Annotated in this window: 8 protein-coding genes; 2 read left to right on the top strand and 6 right to left on the bottom strand. The window is 27.9% G+C overall.

Features of this window, described 5'->3' with window-relative positions:
• The 6 genes from AB1Z17_RS06570 to pyrR all read right to left on the bottom strand — a co-directional run.
• Positions 1-759, bottom strand: a 759-nt coding sequence (locus AB1Z17_RS06570; protein WP_368050999.1) for an ATP-binding cassette domain-containing protein, incomplete at its 3' end; no start/stop codon positions are given.
• Between the two features lie 3 nt (positions 760-762).
• On the bottom strand, positions 763-1,680 hold the full coding sequence (locus AB1Z17_RS06565) for a ribonuclease Z (RefSeq protein ID WP_368050998.1): 918 nt from the start codon (positions 1,678-1,680) through the stop codon (positions 763-765).
• Positions 1,677-2,036: a T9SS type A sorting domain-containing protein gene (locus AB1Z17_RS06560; protein WP_368050997.1), complete on the bottom strand. Its 360-nt coding sequence runs from the start codon at positions 2,034-2,036 to the stop codon at positions 1,677-1,679. Before AB1Z17_RS06560 ends, AB1Z17_RS06565 begins: the two co-directional genes overlap by 4 nt.
• A gap of 17 nt (positions 2,037-2,053) precedes the next feature.
• Positions 2,054-2,386 (bottom strand): hypothetical protein, encoded by a 333-nt coding sequence (locus AB1Z17_RS06555; protein ID WP_368050996.1) that lies wholly within the window; start codon positions 2,384-2,386, stop codon positions 2,054-2,056.
• On the bottom strand, positions 2,383-3,321 hold the full coding sequence (locus AB1Z17_RS06550; protein ID WP_368050995.1) for an aspartate carbamoyltransferase catalytic subunit: 939 nt from the start codon (positions 3,319-3,321) through the stop codon (positions 2,383-2,385). Before AB1Z17_RS06550 ends, AB1Z17_RS06555 begins: the two co-directional genes overlap by 4 nt.
• 4 nt (positions 3,322-3,325) lie before the next feature.
• Entirely contained in the window at positions 3,326-3,865 is a 540-nt protein-coding gene (pyrR, locus tag AB1Z17_RS06545; protein ID WP_368050994.1) for a bifunctional pyr operon transcriptional regulator/uracil phosphoribosyltransferase PyrR, read from the bottom strand.
• 139 nt (positions 3,866-4,004) lie between these two features.
• Here pyrR and AB1Z17_RS06540 point away from each other — a divergent pair, with 139 nt between their 5' ends.
• Positions 4,005-5,402 (top strand): tetratricopeptide repeat protein, encoded by a 1,398-nt coding sequence (locus tag AB1Z17_RS06540; RefSeq protein WP_368050993.1) that lies wholly within the window; start codon positions 4,005-4,007, stop codon positions 5,400-5,402.
• Positions 5,403-5,435: 33 nt separating this feature from the next.
• Positions 5,436-5,831 (top strand): DUF368 domain-containing protein (locus tag AB1Z17_RS06535; RefSeq protein WP_368050992.1); only part of this gene is annotated, 396 nt, incomplete at its 3' end.

Genomic DNA, 5,831 nt, shown 5'->3' with positions numbered 1-5,831 from the left:
TTCTCCGCTACCTTTTTTTTGACCAAAAATGTAAATATCTTGTCCATACGCTTTTGGATTTTCGCCAGTAATTAACGACAATAAGGTGCTTTTTCCTGAGCCATTTGGACCAATTAGTTGCCAAAACTCACCTTTATTAACAGTCCAATTTATATTTTTTACAATAGGAGTAGTGTTATAATTTACACAAACATTATTAAATTTTACAAGTGTGTCTCCTTCAAAATCAATTTTTTTTAAGGCATTCGGAATTTTATTTTTAAAATGAGAATATAGATAATATTGTTTATTTTGAAGTTTTTGTATGTGAAATGTATTGTCTTTTATTTCATACTTGTGTTCAATAAAATTTAAAATATCTGTTGTTCTATTTGCTATTTGAATTATTTGAATATTTTTTGAAAAACTTTTAATATTCTGAGAAAGTTCTAACCTAGAATCCGTATCTAAATGGTCAAAAATACTATCGAATATTATAAAATCGGGTTGTTGATTTAAACAATATTTTAAAAATACCTTTCTTCGTTCACCTGTAGAAAAATTGCTTAATTTTTTATTACTTGTTGTTGCAATTTTAACAATATCATATCGATATTCTTCTTCAATATATTTTTCAATGGCAATATCAGAAAATAAAAACCCTTTTAATTTGTTAAAACGTTCCAGTCTATCCGGGGCATTTTTAGATAAAATAGTTGTAATAAGAGTCTTTTTATCAACGTTATTTTTAATAAGAATAGCAATATGATCTTTTGTCATTACTTAACTAATTTCAAAAACTTTTCCAGTTTCTGCCAAATGTGTGTTTTCAAAAATTTCTTGTGCCTCAGTTTTAAAAACTTCTATATTTTTATACCGTCCGCTATAATGTCCAATTATAAGTTGTTGCACATTTGCTTGTAATGCAATTTTAGCAGCCTGTTCTGCAGTTGAATGCTTTGTAGTTGTAGCGAGTGCTTCTTTATCTTTTAAAAATGTGGTTTCGTGGTATAAACAGCTAACCTTTTCTATGATTGGTACAATTTCTGGTAAGTACGAAGTATCACTACAAAATGCGTAGCTTTTTGGAATTGAAGGGTCTAAGGTTAAATCTTTATTTTTTATGATTGTGCCATTTTTTAATTTAAAATCTCTACCAATTTTTAAATTTTGATAATCGCAAATTTCAATTTCTTTATAATTATTAATGGCGTTCATATTTAATTTACGCTCACCTAACTTTTCTTTAAATAAAAAACCATTTGTATAAATTCTATGTTCTAAAGGAATGGTATGCACTTCAACTTTATCATCTTCAAAAATCAATTCACTTTCATTTGAAGTTAATTCGTGAAAATATAAGGGATAATGTGTCCAGGAATTAGAAAGTTTTAACTGTAGTGTTATCACCTCTTTTATACCTTTAGGGCCATAAATGTGTAATTCAGTTTCTCTATTTAACAATCTAAATGTAGCAATTAAACCAACTAAACCAAAAAAGTGATCTCCATGCAAATGAGAAATAAATATATGCTTTATTTTTGAAAATTTAACACCATATTTTCGTAATTGAACTTGGGTGCCTTCGCCACAATCAATTAAAAAATGATGATTTTTAATTTCTAAATATTGCGCTGTTGGATTCGCGTTTACGCGAGGTGTGGCAGAATGACAACCTAAAATTGTGAGTTTTAGATTCATCTAATAACCAATCTTTTTGATACAATTTCAGAGTCTGATTGTAATGAGTAGATGTACATTCCGTTATTTAAGTCATCACGATTAAATAACAAAGAATTTGAACCAGGTTTTGCATTAATTCTTTCTCCATGAACTGTTTTTCCTACAAGGTTTTTCACCGTAAATTCAACCAATTGATTTTTTGTAGATTTAAAACTAATTCGGGTTCTAATAGTTAATGGATTTGGAGATGCAGAGACAGATGTAAGTGTAATAGTTGGCGGTTTATTTTTTTTAATAACAGCACGTGCATCTTTTTCTTGGGCATAAGAAAAAGTGAAAACTAGTAAAAAAGTTATTAAAAGTAATTTTTTCATCAATAAGCCTATTGTTTTTAAAATCCTAAATCTCGTTCAATCGCATCCATTTCTAAAATGTCTAACGCCTCTGTAAATGTTGGTACAACATTAATTTCATCAGGAATTTTATCAATATCAATTCCTTCAAAAATAATAACAAAACTTGTGCCGTTTTCTCTTTGTTGTGCACTTATATTCAAAAATAGTAATAATTCTTTTATTTCTATGTTAATTTTTTCTGAAAAATCTAAAATTAAATGTTCCCCATTAAAATTAATTATGTTTTTTTCAAGATTATTTAGAAATATATCTAAAGATTCTTCAGTGGGTTTTATTAATGTATATTTTTCAGTTTTAGTTATTTTCATTGTTTGTGTCTTTCAATTTGTTGTGCCAATAAATAAATTACTGCCATTCTAATAGCAACACCATTTTCTACTTGATTTAATATAATAGATTGTTCGGCATCTGCAACATCACTTGTTATTTCAACACCTCTATTTATTGGACCAGGATGCATAATAACAATTTTCTTGCCAAGTGAGTTTAAAAGCTGTTTATTTATTCCAAATAATTGAGCATATTCTCTAGTTGATGGAAAATAATTTATTGCCATACGTTCATTCTGAACTCTTAAAACATTGGCAACATCACACCATTCCAATGCTTTTTTTAAATCGTATTCTACGCTTACACCTAAACTTTCTATGTACTTTGGAATTAACGTTTTTGGACCACAAACTTTTATTTCCGCACCTTGTAATTTTAAGGCGTAAATATTTGATAAAGCAACTCTGGAATGCAAAATATCACCAATAATCACAACTTTTTTTCCAGTTACACTTCCTAATTTTTCTCTAATTGAATAGGAGTCTAGTAATGCTTGTGTTGGATGTTCGTGCGTGCCATCTCCAGCATTTACAATTTTAGCATCTACGTGTTTCGATAAAAAATCGCAGGCACCAACATTTGGATGACGCATTACAATTAAATCAACTTTCATAGATAAAATGTTGTTGGCAGTATCTATTAAAGTTTCTCCTTTTTTTACTGAAGATTGACTTGCAGAAAAGTTTATTACATCGGCAGATAAACGTTTTTCAGCCAATTCAAAAGATAGTTTTGTTCTGGTACTGTTTTCAAAAAATAAATTCGCAATAGTAATATCTCTTAGTGATGGTACTTTTTTAATAGGACGATTAATTACTTCTTTAAAATGATCTGCAGTTTCAAATATTAAATCAATATCACTTCTTTTTAAGTGCTTTATTCCTAAAAGATGTTGTACGCTTAACTGACTCATGTAATTAATTATTTATAATATAAACGGCATCTTTACCTTCTTTTTCTTTCCAATTTACAGTAACTCTTTCTTCATTTATAACATCTACTTGTCTTCCTCTATAATCGGGTTGAATTGGTAAATGTCTGCTAAATCTTCTATCTATTAAAACTAATAATTCAATATCGCTTGGTCTCCCAAAAGATTGTATTGCGGTTAATGCAGCTCTAATACTTCTTCCAGAAAATAAAACATCATCTATAAAAACAACATTTTTATCTTCAACAATAAAATTAATATTGGTTTTGTTTGCTTCTAAAGGTTCTCCACGTCTTCTAAAATCGTCTCTATAAAAAGTAATATCTAATTGCCCTAATTTAACTTCAGGAATATTATAATCTTCTTTTAAAATTGAAACCAATCTTTCCGCAAGGTACACTCCTCTTGGCTGAATACCAATTAAAACAGTATTTTCAAAATTATTATGATTTTCAATTAACTGACACGCTAATCGATGTAATATAATGTGAATTTCTTTAGAGTTAAGTAGAATTTTTTTGCCCATTGCAATACCAAACATTGTTTGGAATACAAATATAAAGCATTTTGTTAATTAATTTGTTAAAAACATTTAGAACTTAATATTAAATCAAGCATTTGTTCTTGTACTTTTATTTTTATAGTATTTAATTATATTTTAATATATGTCTTTAACTCCAAAAGAAAATAATTTACCTTTAACAAAGTTCGAATCAATGCTAAAAACCAATAGTGTTTATTTTTTTGATTCTATTGAATTTGAGGAGATTATACATTATTATATAGATTCAGGAAAAATTTCTTTAGCAAAGAAAGCAATTTTATTGGGTTTAAAACAACATCCAAACTCAATTTTACTGAAATTATTAAGAGCTGAATTAATGATTTTTGATGGAGAATTTGATGAGGCAGCAAGTTTATTAAAAGAATTACAGGCCATAGAACCTACTAATGAAGAGATTTATGTGCAGCAAGCAAGTATTTTTTCTAAAAAGGACAAACACCAGCAAGCGATAGATGCTTTAAAAATTGCCTTGTTATATACAGATGACGAAGCCGATATTTTAGCTATGATTGGTATGGAATATCTGTTTTTAGATAATTTTGATGAAGCCAGATTAAATTTTGCAAAATGCTTAAAGGTAGATTTTGATGATTATTCTTCGCTTTATAATGTAATTTATTGTTTTGATATGCAAAGCCAACATAAAGAGGCAATTGAATATTTAAATGAATATATAGATAAAGATCCTTACAGTGAAGTTGCCTGGCATCAATTAGGAAGGCAATATTTTATTTTAGAGAATTATACGGAGGCATTAAGAGCCTTTGATTATGCTGTTTTAATTGATGAGTCTTTTGTTGGTGCATATTTGGAAAAAGCCAAAACGTTGGAACAATTAAAAGAATATGCTGAAGCCATAGAAAATTATAAAATTACCATAGATTTAGATGATCCAACATCATTTGTTTATTTAAGAATTGGTGAATGTTACGAAAAACTACATAAAGCAACTTTAGCAATTCAATATTATAAAAAAGCTGTACACGAGGATCCTCTGTTAGATAAAGGCTGGTTGGCAATTACCGAACTTAGCATAATAAATAAAAATTACTACAAAGCACTTTTTTATATAAATAAAGCTATTGAAATTGATGAAAAAAACAGTATCTATTGGAGAAAATATGCTGAAATCAATCTAAAGTTAAACTTTTTTGAAGAAGCGGTTAGAGCTTTTCAAAATTGTATTTTATTACAAGATTTTGATATTGCAATTTGGGTTGGTTTAAGCGACGTACTTTGTTATTTAGGCGATTATAAAGATGCCTTAATCAATTTGAAAAAAGCATCAAAGGTTTTTAAAGATTTTGCAGAATTGGAATATAGGCTTAGTGGTATTTATTTTAAAACCAACAATTTTTCAAAAGGAAAAAAACATTTAATAACAGCCTTAACTATAGATTTTGAATACCATAATGAGATTAAAGATTTATTTCCAGAGGTTTATAAAAAGCAGCAGATTTTAGATATAATAAACGATTTCAAAAATACTTCATTTTAAAATATTACATTTGTCTTTTAAGAAAAAAGACAGATGCAACAAAGAAATTTATTTCATTATTTAGTTATTACACTTAAAGGAATGGCTATGGGAGCTGCCGATGTAGTTCCGGGAGTTTCAGGAGGAACAATAGCATTTATTTCTGGTATATATGAAGAGTTATTAACTTCTATTAGTTCCATAAAATTTTCTTCCATAAAATTATTGAAGGAGAAAGGGTTAAAAGCTTTTTGGGAAACTATTAATGGTAATTTTTTAGTAGCACTTGTAATCGGAATTTTTATAAGCATTCTCTCTTTAGCTAAATTAATTTCTTGGTTATTAGAAAACGAACCAATACTTGTATGGTCTTTCTTTTTTGGATTGGTTTTAGCAAGTATTTTATTTATTGGAAAACAAATCACTAAATGGACTATTTTATCGGTGTTA

Source organism: Lutibacter sp., from assembly GCF_040883305.1.
GTDB lineage: Bacteria > Bacteroidota > Bacteroidia > Flavobacteriales > Flavobacteriaceae > Lutibacter.
Note: the sequence above shows the minus strand (reverse complement) of the source record. Positions and strands in the feature narration are given on the sequence as shown.

Bases quoted from the DNA above. Each gene is read 5' to 3' on its own strand.
- AB1Z17_RS06565 (WP_368050998.1), bottom strand. From the start codon at position 1,680: ATGAATCTAAAACTCACAATTTTAGGTTGTCATTCTGCCACACCTCGC.
- pyrR (WP_368050994.1), bottom strand. From the start codon at position 3,865: ATGGGCAAAAAAATTCTACTTAACTCTAAAGAAATTCACATTATATTA.
- AB1Z17_RS06555 (WP_368050996.1), bottom strand. From the start codon at position 2,386: ATGAAAATAACTAAAACTGAAAAATATACATTAATAAAACCCACTGAA.
- AB1Z17_RS06540 (WP_368050993.1), top strand. From the start codon at position 4,005: ATGTCTTTAACTCCAAAAGAAAATAATTTACCTTTAACAAAGTTCGAA.
- AB1Z17_RS06550 (WP_368050995.1), bottom strand. From the start codon at position 3,321: ATGAGTCAGTTAAGCGTACAACATCTTTTAGGAATAAAGCACTTAAAA.
- AB1Z17_RS06560 (WP_368050997.1), bottom strand. From the start codon at position 2,036: ATGAAAAAATTACTTTTAATAACTTTTTTACTAGTTTTCACTTTTTCT.